The sequence below is a fragment of the Micromonospora sonchi genome (genome assembly GCF_014646235.1).
Taxonomy (GTDB): domain Bacteria; phylum Actinomycetota; class Actinomycetes; order Mycobacteriales; family Micromonosporaceae; genus Micromonospora; species Micromonospora sonchi.
The window spans coordinates 23300-44075 of the sequence record NZ_BMNB01000035.1; the positions used below are offsets into that span (position 1 = coordinate 23300).

A 20776-nucleotide genomic window follows, 5' to 3' on the forward strand; every position below is an offset into this window, starting at 1 on the left:
ATTGACCGACCATCACCAGTCGACCCGGGGGAAGCCCCGGGTCGCTCTCGTCACCTGCTCCGAACTGCCCGAACTCGACCCGGATGATCGCCTCGTCCGGGGCCCGCTGTCCGCGCGTGGAATCGCCGCGGAACCCGCCGTCTGGGACGACCCGGCCGTCGACTGGACGGCGTACGACCTGGCGGTGCTCCGGTCGCCCTGGGACTACTCGTCGCGGCGCGACGATTTCGTCGCCTGGGCCGCCCGGGTGCCCCGGCTGGCCAACCCGGCCGACGTGGTGCGCTGGAACACCGACAAGCGCTACCTCGACGAACTCTCCGTCGCCGGGGTGCCGACGGTGCCGACCGGCTGGGTGCTGCCCGGCGAGCGCTGGCAGCCGCCCGCCGACCGGGGCGAGTACGTCATCAAGCCCGCCGTCAGCGCCGGCAGCCGGGACACCGGCCGCTACGACCTGGCCGACCCGGAACACCGGCGACTGGCGTCGGCCCATGTCGGGCGGCTCGGCGCGACCGGCCGGGTGACCATGGTTCAGCCGTACCTTCGCGCCGTGGACACCGCCGGCGAGACCGCGCTGCTCTACCTCGCCGGCCCGGACGGCCTGGCCTTCAGCCACGCGATCCGCAAGGGGCCGATGCTGACCGGGCCGGACGAGGGCGTCGAAGGGCTGTACAAGCTCGAGGAGATCGCCCCGCGTACCGCCGACGGCGCCCAGCTCGCCGTGGCGGAGCGGGCCCTGGCTGCGGTGCCGGGCGGACCGGACCGCCTGCTCTACGCACGGGTGGATGTGATTCCCGGCCCCGACGGCACCCCCGTGCTGGTGGAGCTGGAGCTGACCGAGCCCTCGCTGTTCATCGGGTACGCCGAGGGCGCCCCGGACCGCCTCGCCGAGGCCATCCGCGCCCACCTGGCGCGCGACCGCCCGTCCGGGCACGCCCATGCCGCGGCCGTGGCGCCCGACGCCTGACCCGTCCGGGCGTGCCGGCGGCGCCCGTTACGCGGGGACCGGCTCCTCGGCGGCCGCGACCGGCGCGGCCGCCCGGGTCGGCGCGTCGGCCGGGCGGCGCTCGCGGATCGACCAGAGAACCGACAGGGTGGCGAGCCAGACCAGGCAGGACCCGAGCATGTGCGCGCCGACCAGCAGCACGGGCAGGTTCGTGAAGTACTGCACGAAGCCGATCACGCCCTGGGCCAGCTCGACCAGGAGTAGCGTGCGGGCGGCGCGTACGGCCGACGCCGGGGCGCCGACCGCGTGCAGGGCCAGCCAGAGGCCCACGGTCAGGCCGACGAGCAGGAAGACGAGGTCGGCGTGGATCTGGGAGATCGTCTGGGGGTCGAGGCCGTTGCGGATCGCGTCGGCGTCGCCGGCGTGCGGACCGCTGCCGGTCACCGCGACCCCGACCACGATCACCGCCGCGCTGACCACCACCGTGCTCCAGGTCAGGGCCCGCAGCGCCGGGGGCACCAGCGGAACCTTCGGCCCGTCCGGCTCGGCGACGCGACGCCACAGGGCGTACGCGACGAGCAGCAGCAGCATCGAGACCACGAAGTGGATGCCCACGATCGAGGGGTGCAGTTGGGTGCGTACGGTGATCCCGCCGATCACGGCCTGGGCGATGATGCCGAACACCACGCCCAGCGCGAGCGGCACCACGCCCCGTCGGCGCGGCCGGTGGGCCAGCGCGGCCAGCAGGGTGGCGCCCGCGATCAGCACCAGGCCGAAGGTGAGCAGCCGGTTGCCGAACTCGATCGCCCCGTGCACGCCCATCTCGGCGGTGGTGGTGTAGGACTCGTCGGTGCACCGGGGCCAGGTGGGGCAGCCGAGCCCGGAGGCGGTCAACCGGACCGCCCCGCCGGTGACCACGATCCCCGCGTTGGCGACGATGTTGGCGAACGCGAGACGGCGCAGCAGGGTGGCGGAGACCGGAAACCGGGCAGGTCGCTTCACGCAGCGAATCCTACGCACCGTAGTTGATCCCGATCGGGTGACTCCGGCGCCGCGGTGGTTCGGATCACCGGATCGGGAATTTGCAGGGCCTGGACGAATTACGTAACGTGGGTGTTGTGAAAAAGGCGGCAGGGTTCTTCGGGCACCCGCCGGCGGCTGATTCGGCCGCCGGCCGGTCCGCGCCGGCCGCTGACCGGTCGACCCGCGACCGGGTCACCCAGCTGCTGCTGGCACGCCGGGCGGCCACCGCCGCCCAGTTGGGCGACGCGCTGGGGCTCAGCCCGGCGGCGATCCGCCGGCACCTCGACGCGATGCTCGTCGACGGCGACGTGATCGCCCGCGAGCAGACTGTTCGCGGGCAGCGGGGAAGAGGACGCCCGGCCAAGGTGTTCCTACTGACGGACGCCGCCCGTAGCCGGTGCGGCACCCATCACTACGACAACATGGCCACCGCCGCGTTGCGCTGGATCGCCCAGACCGGCGGCGCGCGGGCGGTGGAGGAGTTCGCCGCCGAGCAGGTAGCCGCCCTGGAGGCCCGCTGCCGGGCCGCCCTGGCCCACGCCGGGGACGATCCGATGGCCCGGGCGGAGGCACTCGCCTCGGCGTTGACCGCTGAGGGCTACGCTGCCAGTGCGTCCACGATCGCGTCCGGCGGCCAGCTCTGCCAGCACCACTGCCCGGTGGCGCACGTGGCCGCCGAGTTTCCCCAGCTGTGCGAGGCCGAGACCACGGTGATCTCCCGCCTGGTCGGCACCCACGTGCAGCGCCTGGCCACCATCGCGCACGGCGACGGGGTGTGCACCACGCACATTCCCGGTCCGCCGCCTGCCCAGTCCGGTAAGACCGTCACCACTGTGAGGGACAGATAGATGACCGAGCAGACCGTCCAGCCCCTGACCCAGGAGGAGCAGCTCGCCGCCCTGGGCAACTACGAGTACGGCTGGGCCGACCCGGACGTCGCCGGCGCTGCCGCCCAGCGTGGCCTCAGCGAGGCGGTGGTGCGGGACATCTCGGCCAAGAAGAACGAGCCGGCCTGGATGCTCGACCTGCGCCTGAAGGGGCTGCGGCTGTTCGAGCGCAAGCCGATGCCGGCCTGGGGCGCCGACCTCACCGGGATCGACTTCGACAACATCAAGTACTTCGTGCGCTCCACCGAGAAGCAGGCCACCAGCTGGGAGGACCTGCCCGAGGACATCAAGAACACCTACGACCGGCTGGGCATCCCGGAGGCGGAGAAGCAGCGCCTCGTCGCCGGTGTCGCCGCCCAGTACGAGTCCGAGGTGGTCTACCACAAGATCCGTGATGACCTGGAGGAGCAGGGCGTCGTCTTCCTCGACACCGACACCGCCCTCAAGGAGCACGCGGACCTGTTCAAGGAGTACTTCGGCACGGTGATCCCGGTCGGCGACAACAAGTTCGCCGCGCTGAACACCTCCGTGTGGTCCGGTGGCTCGTTCATCTACGTGCCGAAGGGCGTGCAGGTGGAGATCCCGCTGCAGGCGTACTTCCGGATCAACACCGAGAACATGGGCCAGTTCGAGCGGACGCTGATCATCGTCGACGAGGGCGCGTACGTGCACTACGTCGAGGGCTGCACCGCGCCCATCTACTCCTCCGACTCGCTGCACAGCGCGGTGGTCGAGATCATCGTCAAGAAGAACGCCCGGTGCCGCTACACCACCATCCAGAACTGGTCGAACAACGTCTACAACCTGGTCACCAAGCGCGCGGTGTGCCACGAGGGCGCGACCATGGAGTGGGTCGACGGCAACATCGGCTCCAAGGTGACCATGAAGTACCCGGCGGTCTACATGACCGGCGAGCACGCCAAGGGCGAGGTGCTGTCGGTGGCCATGGCCGGCGAGGGCCAGCACCAGGACGCCGGCGCCAAGATGGTGCACGCCGCGCCGCATACCAGCAGCACGATCGTGTCGAAGTCGATCGCCCGGGGCGGTGGCCGCACCTCGTACCGTGGCCTGGTGCAGGTGCTGGAGGGTTCGCACAGCAGCGCCAGCACGGTCAAGTGCGACGCGCTCCTGGTCGACACCATTTCCCGCTCCGACACCTACCCGTACGTCGACATCCGTGAGGACGACGTGTCGATGGGGCACGAGGCGACCGTCTCCAAGGTCAGCGAGGACCAGCTCTTCTACCTGATGAGCCGGGGTCTGAGCGAGGACGAGGCGATGGCGATGATCGTGCGCGGCTTCATCGAGCCGGTCGCCAAGGAACTGCCGATGGAGTACGCGCTGGAGCTCAACCGCCTGATCGAGCTGCAGATGGAGGGCGCGGTCGGCTGACCCGCGCCGCCCGGCGGGCCGGCTGATGCCGGCCCGCCACCGAAGCATCAGACCGTCGTCGCAAGAACAGACCAAGGACGAGATGACTACCCAGGCTTCCGCGCCGCCCAGCACCAAGTCGCAGGCGCTTCGCTCGTACGACGTCGCCGACTTCCCGGCCCTCACCGGCCTGGAGGAGGATTGGCGCTTCACCCCGCTCAAGCGACTGCGCGGGCTGACCGGCGGGGCTCAGGCCGCGACCGGCACGGTCCGGCACGAGTACGCTGACCTGCCCGAGGGCGTCACCGTCGAGCGGATCGCGAAGGACGACCCGCGGGTCGGCAGCGTGCTCACCCCGGTCGACCGGATCAGCGCGCTCGGCTACGGCGGTGCGGCCGAGGCGCTACTGGTGCGGGTCGCCCGCGAGGCCGTGGTGGCCGAGCCGGTGACCCTGCGGGTGGTCGGCGAGGGCACCGACGGGGTGGCCTTCGGGCACACCTTCGTCGAGGTGGAGCGGTTCGCCGAGGCCACCCTGGTGCTGGAGCACGTCGGTTCGGCGACGCTCGCGGACAACGTCGAGGTGACGGTGGCCGACGGGGCGAAGCTGACCCTGGTCACCGTCGCCGACTGGGCCGACGACGCGGTGCAGGCGCAGCACCTCAAGGTGAAGCTGGGCCGCGACGCGCGCGTGGTGCACGTGCAGGTCAGCCTCGGCGGCGACCTGGTCCGGCAGTACACGTCGGTCGAGTACACCGACCGGGGCGGCGAGGCCGAGCTGTACGGCCTCTACTTCGCCGACTCCGGCCAGCACCTGGAGCACCGCCAGCTGGTCGACCACACCGTGCCGGACTGCCGCAGCTACGTCGGCTACCGGGGCGCGTTGCAGGGGGAGAGCGCCCGCACGGTCTGGGTCGGCGACGTGCTGATCCGCGCCGAGGCGACCGGCACCGACACGTACGAGATCAACCGGAACCTGCTGCTCACCGAAGGCGCGCGGGCGGACTCCGTACCGAACCTGGAGATCGAGACCGGCGAGATCGCCGGCGCCGGCCACGCCAGCGCGACCGGCCGCTTCGACGACGAGCAGCTGTTCTACCTGATGACCCGGGGCATCCCGGAGGCCGAGGCCCGGCGCCTGGTGGTGCGCGGCTTCTTCGCCGAGCTGCTCAACAAGATCCCGGTCGAGGAGCTGCGCGAGCGCCTCGGTGCGGCGATCGAGGCCCGGCTCGCGAAGGCCGGCGCCTGATGATCCGCATCTGTTCCACCGAGGATGTGCCGAAGGGCACCGTGATCAGCGCCGACATCGACGGCACCCAGATCGCGCTGGTGCACGCCGAGGACGGTGCCTTCTACGCCATCTACGACGAGTGCTCGCACGCCGCGGTGCCCCTGTCGGAGGGGGAGGTGGAGGGCTGCACGCTGGAGTGCTGGCTGCACGGCTCCCGCTTCGACCTGCGCACCGGTGAACCGACCGGGCTGCCCGCCACCGAACCCGTTCCTGTCTATTCCGTCGAAGTCCGCGACGGCGACATCTACCTTCCCGTGGGCGCCGACGGCCGCCCGATGCCGAGCAATGGAGTGACCCGATAATGAGCACCCTGGAGATCCGTGACCTGCAGGTGTCGGTCAAGCTGCCCGACGGTGAGCTCAAGCCGATCCTGACCGGCGTCGACCTGACCGTGCGCTCCGGCGAGACCCACGCGATCATGGGCCCGAACGGCTCCGGCAAGTCGACCCTGGCGTACGCGGTCGCCGGCCACCCGAAGTACGAGATCACCGGCGGCTCGGTGACCCTGGACGGCGAGGACGTCCTCGAACTCTCCGTCGACGAGCGGGCCCGCGCCGGCCTCTTCCTGGCCATGCAGTACCCGGTCGAGGTGCCCGGCGTGTCGGTGGCGAACTTCCTGCGTACCGCCAAGACCGCGATCGACGGCGCGGCGCCGAAGCTGCGCACCTGGGGCGGCGAGCTGCGCGGCGCCATGGAGCGCCTGCACATGGACCCGGCCTTCGCCCAGCGCAACGTCAACGAGGGCTTCTCCGGCGGCGAGAAGAAGCGGCACGAGATCGTGCAGCTGGAGCTGCTCAAGCCGAAGATCGCCATCCTCGACGAGACCGACTCGGGCCTGGACGTGGACGCGCTGCGCGTGGTCAGCGAGGGCGTGAACCGGGTGCGCGACACCGGTGACACCGGTCTGCTGCTGATCACCCACTACACCCGGATCCTGCGCTACATCAAGCCGGACTTCGTGCACGTCTTCGTCGGCGGCCGGATCGTCGAGGAGGGCGGCCCGGAGCTGGCCGACAAGCTCGAGGACGAGGGCTACGAGCGGTACGCGGCCGGGGCCGGTTCGGCGCGGGCCTGATCTTCCGAGGGAAAGGCCGGTCACGACGATGACCACCATCGCGATCCCGTCGGGGATGCCGCAGTACGACGACGTGCCCCGCTACGACGTGGCGGCGGTACGCGCCGACTTCCCGATCCTCGACCGGGAGATCAACGGGCACCCGCTGGTCTACCTGGACAGCGCCAACACCTCCCACAAACCGCGGCAGGTGCTCGACGTGCTGCGCGAGCACTACGAGCGGCACAACGCCAACGTGTCGCGCTCGGTGCACACGCTGGGCACCGAGGCGACCGAGGCGTACGAGGGCGCCCGGGCGAAGATCGCCACGTTCGTCAACGCGCCCAGCGTGGACGAGGTGGTGTTCACCAAGAACTCCACCGAGGCGATCAACCTGGTGGCGTACGCGTTCGCCAACGCCTCGCTGCGCTTCGACGCCGCGCGGTCCGCGTCGTCCGGCGGGACGGACGACCGGTTCCGGCTCGGCCCCGGTGACGAGATCGTCATCTCCGAGATGGAGCACCACTCGAACATCGTCCCGTGGCAGTTGCTGGCCGAGCGCACCGGCGCGACGCTGCGCTGGTTCCCGGTCACCGACGCCGGTCGGCTGGACGAGTCGGGGCTGACGGACCTGGTCAACGAGCGGACGAAGATCGTCTCGCTGGTGCACATGTCCAACATCCTCGGCACGGTCAACGCCACCTCACGGATCACCGCGCGGGTCCGCGAGGTGGGGGCGCTGCTGCTGCTCGACTGCTCGCAGTCGGTGCCGCACATGCCGATCGACGTGGTCGACCTGGACGCGGACTTCATCGTCTTCACCGGGCACAAGATGTGCGGCCCGACCGGCATCGGGGTGCTCTGGGGCCGGGCGGAACTGCTCGCGGCGATGCCGCCGGTGCTCGGCGGCGGCTCGATGATCGAGACGGTGACGATGGGTGGCTCCACGTTCGCCGCGCCGCCGGCCCGCTTCGAGGCGGGCACCCCGCCGATCGCCGAGGCGGTCGCGCTCGGCGCGGCCGTGGACTACCTCTCCGGCCTCGGCATGCGGGCCGTCCAGTGGCACGAGAAGCAACTGACCGCGTACGCGCTGGACGCCCTGGGCACCGTGCCCGGCCTGCGGATCTTCGGCCCGGAGGTGCCGGTGGGCCGGGGCGGCACGATCTCGTTCGCCCTCGGCGACGTGCACCCGCACGACGTGGGGCAGGTGCTCGACTCCCTCGGCGTGCAGGTGCGGGTCGGCCACCACTGCGCCCGGCCGGTCTGCACCCGGTTCGGGGTGCCCGCGACGACCCGGGCCTCGTTCTACCTCTACACCACGACGGAGGAGATCGACGCCCTGGTCGCGGGCCTGGAGCAGGTGCGGAAGGTGTTCGGATGAGCCCGGCGACGCGGGCGCCCGGCGATTCGACGGGGGTTCGGCCCGATGCAGCTTGAGTCGCTCTACCAGGAGATCATCCTGGACCACTACAAGCACCCGCACGGTCGCGGCCTGCGTGACGCCGCCGACCCGGCCGACCAGGTGGGCGAGGCGCACCACGTCAACCCGACCTGCGGTGACGAGGTGACCATCCGGGTGGCCACCGACGGCGACACGTTGCACGACGTGTCGTACGACGGGATGGGCTGTTCGATCAGCCAGGCGTCCGCGAGCGTGCTGCACGAACTGCTGACCGGCCGGGCCGCGGCCGAGGCGTTCGAGGTGCACGCGGCGTTCCTGGCGTTGCTGTCCGGCCGTGGCGAGGTCACGCCGGACGAGGACGTGCTCGGCGACGGGGTGGCGTTCGAGGGCGTGGCCCGCTACCCCGCCCGGGTCAAGTGCGCGCTGTTGCCGTGGATGGCGTTCAAGGACGCCGCGGCACGCGCCGGTGTGGGCGCGAGCCCGACGGAGGTGAAGGCATGAGCGAGGAAACCACCACGCCGGAGGTGGGCGCTGTGGCAACCGAGGGCGCTGTGGCGACCGACGGCGCGGCGCCGGCTGGCGGTGCTGCGGGGGCTGGCGCTCCTGCGGCGGCTGATGGCGCTGTGGCGGCTGGCGGCACGAAGGCCGCCGCCGCCGACGTCGAGGAGGCGATGAAGGATGTCGTCGACCCGGAACTGGGCATCAACGTGGTCGACCTGGGCCTGGTGTACGGCGTCCACGTCGACGACGACAACGTGGCCACCCTGGACATGACGCTGACCTCGGCGGCGTGCCCGCTGACCGACGTGATCGAGGACCAGGCGCGGCAGGCCCTGACCACCGGCCCGGGTGGCGGCCTGGTCAAGGACATGCGGATCAACTGGGTCTGGCTGCCCCCGTGGGGGCCGGACAAGATCACTGACGAGGGCCGGGACCAGCTCCGCTCCCTCGGCTTCAACGTCTGACCCGGGCCGGACCGGCCCTTCGCACCGCTCCACGTCGGGCGTGGCACCCACCAGGGTGCCGCGCCCGCTGCTCTTCCCGGCAAGGCCACTGCCACTGCGCCGGGGGCGACCGTCGGGGCCGGCAGCCGCGCGGCCAGCCGGTCCAGCACCTCCTCGGCCAACCGTGATGTCACACAGACATATTCATGTCGCTGTGACATCACGCCCGCGAGGAGCAATGCCGCCTTGGCGCGGCAGGCATCCCGGTGGGCTGTCGCATGAGCTGCGCCACCTGTCGGAATACCTGGTGGAGGGCGTGACTTGTGATCGACATGATCCCGACTGTTTTGGTAGGGATTAGCGCCGATGGCATCAGGAGGACCCATGGCTGACCTGCCCACCCCGCTCGTGTCCACCGAGTGGCTGGCCCAACACCTCGACGACCCGAAGCTGCGGATCTTCGACGCCACGGTGCACCTGGCCCCGCCGACCGAGGCGGGCGGGGAGTGGAGCCAGACGTCCGGTCGCCCCGACTACCTGGCCGCCCACATCCCCGGCGCGGCGTTCGCGGACATCATCGACGATCTCTCCGAGCCGGACGGTGGCTGGTTCACCAAGCCATCGCCGGAGCGGTTCGCCGCGGCGGCCGGCCGGCTGGGCATCGGCCCCGACACGGCGGTCGTGGTGTACGCGGCCAACGTGTTCTGGGCCACCCGGCTGTGGTGGCTGCTGCTCGCCAACGGCTTCGACAACGTGGCGGTGCTCGACGGTGGCCTCGGCAAGTGGACCGCCGAGGGCCGGCCCACCCGGTCCGGGGCGGAGAGCTACCCGCAGGCGGAATTCGTCGGCACCCCCCGGCCGGCGCTCTTCGCCGAGCTCGACGAGGTCAAGCAGGTGGTGGAGAGCGGCAGCGGCGCCTGCCTGATCAACTCGCTGTCGCCGGAGGACCACCACGCCACCGAGACGGTCAGCTACCCGCGGCCGGGCCGGATCCCGGGCAGCCGCAACGTCTTCGTCGCCGCCCTGCTCAACCCGGCCGACGGGACGTTCCGACCGGTGCCAGAGCTGCGTGAGATCTTCAAGGAGGTGCAGGCCCAGTCGGGACGGAAGGTCACCTACTGCGGTGGCGGGATCGCTGCCACCGGAGACGCCCTGGCGCTGCGCCTGATCGGCGAGACGGACGTGGCGGTCTACGACGGCTCGCTGTGGGAATGGACCAACGACCCGTCCCTGCCGCTCGAGGTCGGCTGAGCGCGGTAGCGCTGCTGTAAGGCTCGAATAACGCGTGGCCCCGGGGGCGGCACCGACGCAGGATGGTGCGGTGATCGAGCCGTACCCGATGATGCCGCCCGCGGTGGCCACGGCCACCGCCGCGACCCGACAGCGGACCATGTTCGGGGTGGCCTCGCCGCACCGTCCGCCGTCGTGACCACGGCGTTCCTCGCCGGTCTGATCGCCGGCTACGGCGTCGCGGCGTTCGGCGGCGCCATTGTCGCCGGTTGGCTGGCACCGCTCGCCACGCCGCTGCGGCTGGCCGCGGCTCCGGTACGGCCATCGCCGCCCTCTTCACCCTCGGGGTGTTCGTCGCCTCGGCCCTCGCCCTCGCCACCCTCCTCGGTCACTGACGGTCGCAGATCGTCCACTCCGGGCCGGTACGCGCGTCACGTGGGTCTGTACCGGCTCGCCGCCGCGACGGTCCTGCCAGAGCTTTTTCCGCTTTCCGGTGGATGTTCGGCATCCACCGTCCGCTTAGGGTTCTTTCAGTTCGAAGATCTTCCGCGTCCGCTCCGCCGACCCGGGGCGACACGGTTCGGTCTCACCCTTCACCATCAGGGAGCTGACTTGAGGACCCCCCTCACCCATCAACCGGGTGGCCGGCCACGCCGTGGTCGACTCGCCGGAATCCTGGTCGCCGCGCTGACCGCGGCGATGCTGCCGATCCTGGCGGCACCGTCGCCGGCCGGCGCCGCACCCGCCGCCGACGGGCCGTGGCGCAAAGTGGACGGCAAACCCGCCGCGACCAAGTCGGGCCGGAAGGCCGCCATCGAGGCGAAGCGGCTGAGTGCCTACACACTGGACCGTGTCGGCATCAAGGGCCTGCTGGACAAGGCGCCGACGGAGAACCGCCGGGCGCTGCGCCAGCAGAGCCAGGTGGTGTCGCTGCCCGCGCCGGACGGCACCTTCCAGCGCTTCCAACTGGTGAAGTCGCCGGTGATGGAGCCGGGCCTGGTCGCGAAGCACCCCGAGATCAGCACGTACGCGGGCAAGGGCCTGGATGATCCGACCGCGACGGTCCGGGCGGATCTGACCCCGCTCGGCTTCCACGCGTCGGTCCGCTCCGCCGATGGCGCCTGGTACATCGACCCCTACTATCAGCGCGACCAGAGCCTGTACGCGAGCTACTTCGCCCGGGACCTGGAGAACCGGGACGGCGACTTCGTCGAGCGGGAGGACGTCGAGTCGGCGGCCCACGCGCTGCACGACGAGATCTCCTCGGCACTGGACGAGCCGGTGGTGGGTCCGCTGGTGACGCTGCGCACCTACCGCCTCGCGTTCGTCACCGACCCGTCGTACGCCAACTACTTCGGCGCGGAGAACGTGACCGCGGCGAAGGTGACGCTGATCAACCGGGTGAACCAGATCTACGAGGACGAGACCGCGATCCGGCTCGTCCTGGTCAACGACACCGACAAGACGAACCTGAACACCCCGGTGCTGGCCACCGAACCGAACGGCCCGTGCGGTGCGGCACCCTGCTACACCCCGGCCCAGATCAGCGGCTGCACCAGCGGGCTGCTCAACCGCAACCGGATCGTGCTCGGCCAGATCATCGGCGCCAGCAACTACGACGTCGGCCACATCGGCCTGGGCCTCAGCGGTGGCGGCGTCGCCGGGCTCGGCGTGGTCGGTGGCGACGGCAAGGCGCGGGGCTGCACCGGCCTGCCGAACCCGATCGGCGACTACTTCGCGGTGGACTACGTGGCGCACGAGATCGGCCACCAGTTCGCCGGCAACCACACCTTCAACGGCAACCAGTGGAACTGCTCCGGCGGCAACCGCAGCGCGGCCAACTCGTACGAGCCGGGCAGCGGCTCGTCGATCATGGCGTACGCCGGCATCTGCCAGCAGGACAACCTCCAGCCGCACACCGACCCGTACTGGTCGCACCGCACCTACACCGAGATCACGAATTTCGTGACCTCGAACCGCCCGGAAATCAACGAGGTGCAGACGGTCTCGCTGGTGGACTTCGACACCAACGGCGACTCGTTCACCGTCAACTACCGTGGCGCGGACTCGGCCCCGATCGTGCGCGGAGCCAACTACACCACCGCCGGGATCAAGGCCGCGATCGAGTCGGTCCCGGGCTGGCCGGCGGGCGGCACGGTGACCGTGGCTGCCTTCGGGGGCAGCGGCACGCTGAACGACACCGGGTTTCAGCTCACCTTCGGTGGCACGCTGGCCCGCACCAACGTCGACGCGCTCACCCTGACCAACCTCACCGGCGCCGCGGGCTTCGTCGGTGAGACCGCCAAGGGTGGCGCCATCGACAACGGTGGCCACCTGGTCGAGCAGACCACCAACCACGCGCCCGTGGTCACCGTGCCGGACACCGTCACCATCCCGGTGCGTACGCCGTTCGCGCTCACCGGCAGCGCCACCGACGCCGACGGCGACACGCTCACCTACCTGTGGGAGCAGAACGACCGGGGCGGCTCCGCCGGTGCCGCGTTGACGAACAACATCAAGACCAACGGCCCGCTGTTCCGGGTCTTCGGTGAGCCAGCGTGGGTGTCGCCGGAGGACGCCATGAAGTACCACTCGCCGGGCCAGAACGCGGTGACCACCAACTCCACCCGGGTCTTCCCGGACCTGAGACAGATCCTGGCGGGCAACACCAACGCCAAGACGGGTACCTGCCCGGCCGCCCCGGCGCCGCCCGCCAGCGGAAGCGCCTCGAACGTCCCGGCGGACATCCTGGACTGCTACTCGGAGTTCCTGCCCACCCGGGACTGGGTCGGCTTCAACAACGACCGGACCCTGAACTTCAAGCTCACCGCCCGCGACGGGCGGCTGGGCGGCGGCGGCGTCGGCAGCGCCAACGTCGCCGTGGCGCTGGCCCCGAACGCCGGGCCGTTCCTGGTCACCTCGCAAAGCAGCACCACCGTCCTCGATGGTGCCTCGACCCAGGCCGTGACCTGGGACGTGGCCGGCACCGACGCGGCGCCGGTGAACGCCGGCAACGTGAAGATCACGCTTTCGGTCGACGGCGGCGAGACCTTCCCGCACGTGCTGGCCGAGAGCACCCCGAACACCGGTAGCGCGACGGTCAGCCTGCCGAACGTGGCGACCGAACAGGCGCGGATCAAGATCGAGGCGGTCGGCAACATCTTCTTCGCCGTCAACGACGCCGAGTTCACCATCCGGTCCGCCCCCGAGGTGTCCCACAACGCCCCGGCGGGCGGGGCGAGCGTCCAGTACAGCGACGCGCTCTCGCCGACGGTGACGATCACGGCGACCGACGCCGACAGCACCGGCGCGGCGCTGACCGCGTCCGCCACCGGCCTGCCGGCCGGCCTGGCGCTGACCGTCGCGGACACCTCCGGGACGAACCCTCGGCCGGGCACCCGAAGCTGGACGGTCACCGGCACCACCACGGCGGCCCCGGGCGACCACCCGGTCACCGTCACCGTGACCGACGGCTCCGGCCTGACCGGCAGCACCTCGTTCACCATCCGGGTCACCCCGGAGAACGCGGCGGTGAGCTGGGCCGGTGACACGCTGGTGAGCACGGCTACCCGCGGGGACGCCGGCAAGGCCCTGCTTCGGGCCGTGCTGCGGGACAGTTCGGTGCTGCCCTCGGCGACCGACACCACCGGCGGCGACCTGCGCAACGCCACGGTGACCTTCACTGCGGGCGGGGCGACCCTCTGCACCGTCCCGGTGGAACTGCTCGCCACCTCCACCACCACCGGTTCGGCGGCCTGCGCGGCCACCCTGCCGGCGGGCACCCACACCGTCACCGCGACGGTCGGCGGGCACTACACCGGCAGCACCACCGCCACGGTCCGGGTGGCCGTCTCCGACGGTGGCTTCCTCACCGGTGGCGGCCACCTCACCGTCGACCGCTCGGCCGGGGCGTACCCGGCCGACCGGAACTCGAAGGCCGAGGTGGAGCTGAATGCCAAGCCGGCCACGGGCAAGAAGGCCGCCTCGGGTAAGGCCGAAATCGAGTTCCGCTCTGGCGGCAGGACGTACCAGATCAAGGCCACGACCATCGACGGCCTCGGCGTGACCTCGGCGGGCAAGCTGGCCGATCTGCGCTACCAGGCCAGCCTGTACGACAGCAAGGGCAAGCTCGTGGCCAGCGGCCTGACACTGGCGGTGACGGTGACCGACCGGGGCGCCCCCGGCCGCAACGACACCCTCGGGCTTACCCTCTGGCAGGGCGGCCGCCTGCTCTTCTCGTCCGACTGGACGGGAGCGGGCACCGGCGAGGTGAAGCTGACCGGCGGCAACCTCACGGTGCACTGACCGACGGACAGATGAAGCGGGAGGACACCGGCAAGGGTGTCCTCCCGCTTTCGTCTGCCTCCTGTCAGTGGCGATTCCCGGCGATCTTGGTCGCGCTGGCGGCCTCGTTGATCCACACAGTTTCGGGGAAGTTGCTGCCTCAGGGTGCCGCCGAGGCCGCAACTTCGCCGAAGTTGCGGCCTGGCGGGTCGGTCGGACGTTCGTTCCCGCCCACCGTTGCCGAATCCCCACTGCCGTAAGGTCGGGGGATGAGCAGCCGACCCGCCGCCGGGGGTGGCCGGTGGATCGAGGTCGACCCGGCCCGGATCAACCGCTGGGTCGCCGGCTTCACCGACCGGCACGGCCCGCCCAGCGTCACAATCCAGGAGTACGGCCTGCTGCTGTCGGCTCCGGACGGTGCCACCGCCGAGCTGCACACCCCGCCCGGTGCGCCGGCCACCACCGACCTGGACGCCTTCGTGGCCGCCGCGATCGCGCCGCGCCGGCTCGGCCTGCTGCTGGCGCGCAAGGGGGCGGTGGCGGTGGGGGCCGCCGAGGGGGAGCGGCTGCCGGTGCACAAGGTGGACACCCGGTACGTGCAGGGGCGTACGGCTGCGGGTGGTTGGTCGCAGCAGCGGTTCGCCCGGCGGCGGGAGAACCAGGCGAAGGCGGCGCTGGCCGACGCGGCGGACCTTGCGGTGCGGCTCCTGCTTCCGGAGGTCGACCGCTTGGATGCGGTGGTCGCGGGCGGCGACCGGCGGGCGGTGGACGGGATCCTCGCCGATCGGCGACTCGCCCCGCTCGCGGCGCTGCGGGCGGACCGACTGCTCGATGTTCCGGAGCCCCGGTACGCGGTGCTGGTCGCCGCGGTCGCCGCCGCCCGGGCCGTGCACGTGCTGGTGCGGGAACCCGACCGCGACCCGGCCAACTGACGGCGGGATGGGCTGCGGCGGCCAAGTGTGTTGCCGCCGCGACAGGCGCTGATCAGGCCAGCAGGATCCCAAAGCCGTTGGCAAGTTCTGGCTCGATAGCGCCCCGGCTTGCAGGCCATACATGAATGATTGTCGAAATGTGCGAGTCCGGCACGAGGCCTGGCGGAGGAAGGTGGAAATGGTGGACGGCGGTCCTCGGCGTCGGCATTTGCTCTGGATTTTGGCATATGCGGCAGCAGCGGTTTGGGCGGGTGTGAGTGTAGCTTCGCGAATCGACGAGGGAAACTTCGGCTTGGGAACGTTCCTCCGGGTTCTCTTGACCGTGGCCATGTTGGGTGCCCTCGGGGAGGAGATTCGACAGCATCGCCGCCGTCGGTGATCACGGGCGGCGCGGGTTACGGCATGTCGGGGTGTTCGGGCCGATCGGGCGGGCGCGGGATGCGGCATGCCGGGGTATCCCGTCCGGTGGGCGGCGCAGGTTGCGGTATGTCGGGGTGTCCGGGCTGGCTGAGGCGGCGAGTTGCGGCATCGCGTGGGCAGGGCCGCGAGATGCCGCAACTCGTGCGCAGACCGCGAGGTGCGGCGCCCTGTGTGACGGTGCCGGGTGAGAGCGCCGCAGAGAGCTGACGATCTTCCGATCGCTCTGGTCGTGGTCAGGCCGCGCCGCGGAAGGTGTCGCAGGAGGCCGGGTCGCCGGTTTCGTAGCCCCGGTTGAACCAGCGCTTGCGGTCGGCCGACGAGCCGTGGGTGAACTCGTCGGGGTTGACCGGGCGGTTCGCCCGCTTGGAGATGGCGTCGTCGCCGATCGCCTCGGCGGTGTCGATGGCCTCGGCGATGTCCCGCTCGGTGATGCTCTTGAAGATCTTCTGGCCGCGGTCGTCGGCGGTGCCGGTGGCGTTGCGCGCCCACGCGCCGGCGTAGCAGTCGGCCTGCAACTCCAGGCGCACCGACAGGGCGTTGGCGTTGCCGGGGTCGCGCTGCTGCTGGCGGCGGACCTGCTCGTTGGTGCCGAGCAGGTTCTGCACGTGGTGGCCGTACTCGTGGGCCAGCACGTACGGCTGGGCGAACTCGCCGGAGGCGCCGAGCTGCTGGGCGAGCACCTGGTAGAACGAGAGGTCGATGTAGACCAGCGAGTCGGCCGGGCAGTAGAACGGGCCGACGCCGGAGTCGGCGGCGCCGCAGGCGGTGTTGACGGCCTGGCTGAAGAAGACGGTACGGGTCGGGCGGTACTGCTCGCCGAGGGCCTGCGGCAGGGCGGTGCGCCAGTACGCCTGGATCGAGTTGACGTAGAGCGTGTTGCGGCAGTCCAGCTGCTTCAGCGCGTCCGGGGCGTCGCACCGCTGCTCCAGGGCGGTGTTGTCGCCCTGCTCCTCGCCGCCGGTCATGGCGTTCAGGCCGAAGCCGCCGCCGACCAGGGCCACCAGCACGGCGATGATGATGCCGACGATGCCGACGATGCCGCCGCGTCCGCCGCCGATCGGGATCGGGATGCCCAGCCCGCCGCCGCCTCCGCCGCTACCTCGCCGGTCCTCCACCTGGCTGGTGTCGATCCGTGCGTTCTCGTTCAGCTCCATGATGATTCCGATCAGTCAGTGGCTCGCGGGCCGCTACCGCTCCGGATGGCGATTCCGGTACCCGACGATCTTGGTCGGTAATCCCCGGGGAGCGTCGACCGGGTCCCGGTACACTTGCCGGGTGCTGCGCTGCGAAGGCTGAACGCCCCGCGCCGACGGGTCGACCGGGACCCGCCGGCGCTTTCGTGTGCCCTGAGTCAGCCCTTCGGATCCTGAGAGCGAGTACCCCGACATGATCACTGCCACCGGCCTGGAACTGCGCGCCGGCGCCCGGATCCTGCTGTCCGACACCACGCTGCGGGTGCAGCCGGGCGACCGGATCGGCCTGGTCGGCCGCAACGGCGCCGGCAAGACCACCACACTGAAGGTGCTCGCCGGCGAGGGACAGCCGTACGCCGGGCAGGTCGACCGGCGCAGCGCCGTCGGCTATCTCCCGCAGGACCCGCGTACCGGCGACCTGGACGTCACCGGCCGGGACCGGGTGCTCTCCGCCCGCGGCCTGGACGTCCTGATGGCGCAGATGAACGAGCTGGAGCAGCGACTCGCCGACGGCGGGGACGAGAAGCTGGTCCGCCGCTACGGCGCGCTGGAGGACCAGTTCGCCGCGCTCGGCGGGTACGCCGCCGAGGCCGAGGCGGCCCGGATCTGCGCCAACCTGGGGCTGCCCGACCGGGCCCTGGCCCAGACCATCGGCACCCTCTCCGGCGGTCAGCGCCGCCGCATCGAGCTGGCCCGGATCCTGTTCCGCGACGCCGCCGACGACGGTGGCGGCATCCTGCTGCTCGACGAGCCCACCAACCACCTCGACGCCGACTCGATCACCTGGCTGCGCGGCTTCCTCGCCAACCACAAGGGCGGGTTGATCGTGATCTCCCACGACGGCGACCTGCTGGAGTCGGTGGTCAACAAGGTCTGGTTCCTCGACGCCACCCGGTCGGTCGTCGACGTCTACAACCTCGGCTGGAAGGCGTACCTGGAGGCGCGGGAGACCGACGAGCGGCGGCGCCGCCGGGAGCGGGCCAACGCCGAGAAGAAGGCCGGCGCGCTGATGGCCCAGGCCGACAAGATGCGCGCCAAGGCCACCAAGACCATCGCCGCGCAGAACATGGCCCGCCGGGCCGAGCGGCTGATGTCCGGTCTGGAGGAGGTACGCGTCGCCGACAAGGTGGCCAAGGTGCGCTTCCCCGCTCCGGCCCCGTGCGGCAAGACCCCGCTGACCGCCACCGGCCTGTCGAAGTCGTACGGCTCGTTGGAGATCTTCACTGACGTCAGCGTCGCGGTGGACCGCGGCTCGCGGGTGGCCATCCTCGGCCTCAACGGCGCCGGCAAGACCACGCTGCTGCGGATGCTCGGTGGCCTGCTGAAGCCGGACACCGGCGAGGTGCACCCCGGTCACGGGCTGCGGTTGGGCTACTACGCCCAGGAGCACGAGACGCTGGATGTGGAGCGGACCGTGCTGGAGAACATGCGGGCCGCGTCGATCGAGCAGACCGACACCGAGCTGCGCAAGATCCTCGGGGCGTTCCTCTTCTCCGGCGAGGACGTCGACAAGCCGGCCGGGGTGCTCTCCGGCGGGGAGAAGACCCGGCTCGCCTTGGCCACCCTGGTCTGCTCCGGCGCCAACGTGCTGCTGCTCGACGAGCCGACCAACAACCTCGACCCGGTCAGCCGCGAACAGGTGCTCGACGCCATCGCCCGCTACCCCGGAGCGATCGTGCTGGTCACCCACGACCCCGGCGCGGTCACCGCCCTGAAGCCCGACCGCGCCATCCTGCTGCCCGACGGCGACGAGGACGCCTGGAGCGACGACCTACTGGAACTCGTCGAACTCGCCTGAGGTGCAAGGAGGGGCCCCTTTTTAACGCCTGCGGTAGAGGAAGGGCCCCCTTTTAACACCGATCAGCGGGCCAGGTCGAGCAGGTGGCCGACGACGCCGGAGGTGGCCAGGATGACCACGCCGATGGCGACGAAGACCGCCGGCACCAGCCACCGGCCGGCGCGTTCGACCAGCCGGGTCACCCTCGGGTGGCTGCCGAGCCAGGCGCCGGCCGCGCACCACAGCGCGACGAGCACCACGAAGACCAGCACGAGGACGGCCGTGTCGGCCGCGCCGAGCGTACGGAACACCGGCACGTAGACGGCCACGTTGTCGGCGCCGTTGGCCACCGTCACGCCGGCCACGCCGAGGGTGCCGGCGACCACTGGCGGCGCGTCCTCGTCGTCGCGATGCAGCAGCGCGCGTACGCCGAGGGCGATCGGCAGCAGCCCGAGCAGGCCGGTCCACTCGTCGGGCACCACCAGCAGCCCGGCCGCGACCACGGCGCTGACCAGCACGAGTCCACCGATGCCGAGGTACTGGCCGGCGACGATCTGCCAGGCACTGGGACGGCCGGTGGCGCGGGCGGTGACGAAGAGCAGCGTCAGGATGACGATGTCGTCGATGTCGGTGGCGGCGAAGACCACGGCGGCCGCGGCCGCGGTGCCGATCAGGTCGAGCACGGCAGGCAGGCTACCGGGCGTACGCCCGCCGATGCGCGGCGCGGTCGGGCCCGACGGCGGTCAGCGGCGACCAAATCGGGGCGGACCGGTCCGGTGGCATCACCTATCGGGAACTTGACATTGCATAGCGTGTCGGTTGGCGAATAGTTGATATCTGGCGCATGATCGTTCGAGGCGGTCTAATAGGTGGGACCGTATCCGAACCGCACAGTCTGGGACGTGAGGACACAGCATGGCAGCCACGGGCACAGCCACCAGCACTGAGAAGGGTCGCCGGATCGTCGGTGCCGAGCGCCAGACGCTCGCCAAGGACCTGGTAAAGCGGTACACCGGGGGAGAGAGCATCCGTGCCCTCGCGGCCTCGACCGGCCGCTCCTACGGTTTTATCCACCGGGTGCTCACCGAATCCGGAGTGCAACTACGGCAGCGCGGCGGCGCACGGCGTCGCAAGAAGGCGTGACGCGCCCGCCAGCGGTGCTCACCACAACCACAACCACAACCGCGACCCGGGCCGCCCGGTGACCGCCGAGGCGACCGGGGTGCGGCTGGACTGCGACGGGCCGGTAGCCACCGTCACCCTGTGCCGGCCCGGCGTGCTCAACGCGCAGACCCCGACCATGTGGCGCGCGATGAGCGACTTCTCCCGCGACCTGCCCGGTGACGTACGCGTCGTGATCGTCCGGGGCGAGGGGCGCGCGTTCTCCGCTGGTCTCGACCTGTCGGTCGCGGGCGCCTCCGGGCCGGGTTCCTTCGCCGAGCTGTCCGCCCTTCCCGAGGCGGAGTGCGCCGACCTGATCGCCGACTTCCAGGACGCGTTCACCTGGCTGCACCGGCCGGACATCATCTCGATCGCCGCCGTGCGGGGGCACGCCATCGGCGCCGGTTTTCAGCTGGCGCTCGCCTGCGACCTGCGGGTGCTGGCCGAGGACGTGAGGTTGTCCATGGCCGAGGTCACCCTGGGTCTGGTGCCGGACCTGGCCGGCACCAAACGCCTGGTTGAGCTGGTCGGCTATTCCCGGGCGCTGGAGATCTGCGCCACCGGCCGGCGGATGGACGCCGCCGAGGCGGACCGGATCGGCCTGGCCACACTGGTCGTACCAGCGGTCCAGCTGGACGACGCGGTGCGCAACCTCGCCGAGGGGCTGCTCGCCAACGACCGGAACGCCGTGGTGGAGATCAAGGCGCTGCTCGCCGGCGCGGCCGGGCGTACCCAGGCCGAGCAGCAACGGGCGGAGCGCGAGGCGCAGACGCGGCGGCTGCGCGACCTCGCCGGGCGCGGCGAGTAATTGTAAGGACCCTTCGGGAAGATCCTGGTTACTCGCGAGGTTGTAGGCATCGGGAGAAT

General features: G+C 71.1%; 19 protein-coding genes. 16 read left to right on the forward strand and 3 right to left on the reverse strand.

The window, feature by feature from the left end:
• Window position 1: 1 nt before the first annotated feature.
• A complete protein-coding gene (locus IEY61_RS26560; protein WP_189049138.1) occupies window positions 2-964 on the forward strand; it encodes an ATP-grasp domain-containing protein in 963 nt (320 codons plus the stop codon).
• Window positions 965-991: 27 nt separating this feature from the next.
• Here IEY61_RS26560 and IEY61_RS26565 read toward each other — a convergent pair whose 3' ends face one another.
• Window positions 992-1945 (reverse strand): COX15/CtaA family protein, encoded by a 954-nt coding sequence (locus IEY61_RS26565; protein WP_189049140.1) that lies wholly within the window; start codon window positions 1943-1945, stop codon window positions 992-994.
• A 116-nt stretch (window positions 1946-2061) separates the two neighbouring features.
• On the opposite strand from IEY61_RS26565, the gene IEY61_RS26570 reads away from it, so the two are divergent.
• From IEY61_RS26570 to IEY61_RS26620, 12 genes are all read left to right on the forward strand, one after another.
• Window positions 2062-2814 carry a helix-turn-helix transcriptional regulator gene (locus IEY61_RS26570; RefSeq protein WP_189049142.1) on the forward strand — a complete coding sequence of 251 codons (753 nt, stop codon included), beginning with the start codon at window positions 2062-2064 and terminating at the stop codon, window positions 2812-2814.
• Window positions 2815-4245 (forward strand): Fe-S cluster assembly protein SufB, encoded by a 1431-nt coding sequence (gene sufB / locus IEY61_RS26575; protein WP_189049144.1) that lies wholly within the window; start codon window positions 2815-2817, stop codon window positions 4243-4245.
• 82 nt (window positions 4246-4327) lie between these two features.
• Window positions 4328-5470 (forward strand): Fe-S cluster assembly protein SufD, encoded by a 1143-nt coding sequence (sufD, locus tag IEY61_RS26580; RefSeq protein WP_189049146.1) that lies wholly within the window; start codon window positions 4328-4330, stop codon window positions 5468-5470.
• Complete coding sequence (locus tag IEY61_RS26585) at window positions 5470-5814, forward strand: non-heme iron oxygenase ferredoxin subunit (protein ID WP_189049149.1); 345 nt, start codon at window positions 5470-5472, stop codon at window positions 5812-5814. The genes sufD and IEY61_RS26585 overlap by 1 nt, the downstream gene beginning before the upstream one ends.
• Window positions 5814-6587: a Fe-S cluster assembly ATPase SufC gene (gene sufC, locus IEY61_RS26590; RefSeq protein ID WP_189049151.1), complete on the forward strand. Its 774-nt coding sequence runs from the start codon at window positions 5814-5816 to the stop codon at window positions 6585-6587. The genes IEY61_RS26585 and sufC overlap by 1 nt, the downstream gene beginning before the upstream one ends.
• 28 nt (window positions 6588-6615) lie before the next feature.
• Window positions 6616-7947: a cysteine desulfurase gene (locus IEY61_RS26595; RefSeq protein WP_189049153.1), complete on the forward strand. Its 1332-nt coding sequence runs from the start codon at window positions 6616-6618 to the stop codon at window positions 7945-7947.
• Window positions 7948-7992: 45 nt separating this feature from the next.
• On the forward strand, window positions 7993-8469 hold the full coding sequence (gene sufU, locus IEY61_RS26600) for a Fe-S cluster assembly sulfur transfer protein SufU (RefSeq protein WP_189049155.1): 477 nt from the start codon (window positions 7993-7995) through the stop codon (window positions 8467-8469).
• The gene (locus IEY61_RS26605) at window positions 8466-8933 is read left to right on the forward strand and encodes a metal-sulfur cluster assembly factor (protein WP_189049158.1); all 468 of its coding nucleotides are present in this window, start codon (window positions 8466-8468) and stop codon (window positions 8931-8933) included. Before sufU ends, IEY61_RS26605 begins: the two co-directional genes overlap by 4 nt.
• A 363-nt stretch (window positions 8934-9296) precedes the next feature.
• Entirely contained in the window at window positions 9297-10163 is an 867-nt protein-coding gene (locus IEY61_RS26610; protein WP_229706459.1) for a sulfurtransferase, read from the forward strand.
• Window positions 10164-10411: 248 nt separating this feature from the next.
• Window positions 10412-10537, forward strand: coding sequence for a hypothetical protein (locus IEY61_RS31880; protein ID WP_268240692.1), 126 nt, complete (start codon window positions 10412-10414; stop codon window positions 10535-10537).
• A gap of 217 nt (window positions 10538-10754) precedes the next feature.
• On the forward strand, window positions 10755-14447 hold the full coding sequence (locus IEY61_RS26615; RefSeq protein WP_229706460.1) for a reprolysin-like metallopeptidase: 3693 nt from the start codon (window positions 10755-10757) through the stop codon (window positions 14445-14447).
• A 248-nt stretch (window positions 14448-14695) separates the two neighbouring features.
• The gene (locus tag IEY61_RS26620) at window positions 14696-15358 is read left to right on the forward strand and encodes an acVLRF1 family peptidyl-tRNA hydrolase (RefSeq protein WP_189049162.1); all 663 of its coding nucleotides are present in this window, start codon (window positions 14696-14698) and stop codon (window positions 15356-15358) included.
• 653 nt (window positions 15359-16011) lie between these two features.
• Here the strand turns inward: IEY61_RS26620 and ypfJ are convergent.
• Window positions 16012-16932, reverse strand: a complete 921-nt coding sequence (ypfJ, locus tag IEY61_RS26625) for a KPN_02809 family neutral zinc metallopeptidase (protein WP_189049164.1) — start codon at window positions 16930-16932, stop codon at window positions 16012-16014.
• A gap of 232 nt (window positions 16933-17164) precedes the next feature.
• Here ypfJ and IEY61_RS26630 point away from each other — a divergent pair, with 232 nt between their 5' ends.
• Complete coding sequence (locus tag IEY61_RS26630) at window positions 17165-18769, forward strand: ABC-F family ATP-binding cassette domain-containing protein (RefSeq protein ID WP_189049166.1); 1605 nt, start codon at window positions 17165-17167, stop codon at window positions 18767-18769.
• 62 nt (window positions 18770-18831) lie between these two features.
• On the opposite strand, the gene IEY61_RS26635 is transcribed toward IEY61_RS26630, so the two are convergent.
• Entirely contained in the window at window positions 18832-19431 is a 600-nt protein-coding gene (locus IEY61_RS26635) for a cadmium resistance transporter (RefSeq protein WP_189049168.1), read from the reverse strand.
• A gap of 232 nt (window positions 19432-19663) precedes the next feature.
• Between IEY61_RS26635 and IEY61_RS26640 the strand changes: the two genes are divergently transcribed.
• Window positions 19664-19891 (forward strand): helix-turn-helix domain-containing protein, encoded by a 228-nt coding sequence (locus IEY61_RS26640; RefSeq protein WP_007072022.1) that lies wholly within the window; start codon window positions 19664-19666, stop codon window positions 19889-19891.
• 58 nt (window positions 19892-19949) lie between these two features.
• On the forward strand, window positions 19950-20717 hold the full coding sequence (locus IEY61_RS26645; protein WP_189049170.1) for an enoyl-CoA hydratase/isomerase family protein: 768 nt from the start codon (window positions 19950-19952) through the stop codon (window positions 20715-20717).
• Window positions 20718-20776 lie beyond the last annotated feature (59 nt).